The 579-nt window shown below is 57.7% G+C and carries 1 protein-coding gene; it reads left to right on the top strand.

Translation table 11 applies throughout. The features are described 5' to 3' along the window. Window positions 1-531 (top strand): transposase (locus KP705_RS16335; protein WP_215765009.1); only part of this gene is annotated, 531 nt, incomplete at its 5' end. Window positions 532-579: the final 48 nt, after the last annotated feature.

The raw sequence follows: 579 nt of genomic DNA, 5'->3' as shown, positions 1-579 counted from the left end.
CGCCATGCGCGCTGGACGCTGAAGTTCACGAAAGCGAAGCGGCAGGACGATGGAACCATGCCGTCGAGTGATCTCGCTATCCCATTCTTTGGCTACAAACCCCACGTCTCCATCGACCGGAAGTATCGGTTCATCCGCAAATGGAAGACAACAGATGCCGCCGCCAGTGATGGCGCGCGATTGAGAGAGGGGCTTCTGGATAAAGCCAATACCGCCTCAAGCGTCTGGGCCGATACCGCGTATCGCTCGAAAGCCAACGAAGACTTCATGGAAAAGCAGGGCTTTGTCTCAAAGGTCCACAGGAAAAAGCCGCATCTCAAGCCCATGCCCCGCCACATCCAGCGGTCCAACGCAGGGAAATCGGTGATCCGGTCGCGTGTCGAGCATGTCTTTGCCGATCAGAAATCGCAGACGGGTCTGTTCGTCCGAACCGTGGGTATCACCCGGGCCACCATGAGGATCGGCCTGGCCAATATTGTCTACAACATGCGCCGCTTTCTCTTCCTCGCAAGGTTGAACGCGAGCGCGTAGTCATCCAGGGGGGCAGTCCCCGATCTGCTCAAAACGCAGAGCGAAAGC

Source organism: Gluconobacter sp. P1D12_c (assembly GCF_018812105.1).
GTDB lineage: Bacteria > Pseudomonadota > Alphaproteobacteria > Acetobacterales > Acetobacteraceae > Gluconobacter > Gluconobacter oxydans_A.
Note: the sequence above shows the minus strand (reverse complement) of the source record. Positions and strands in the feature narration are given on the sequence as shown.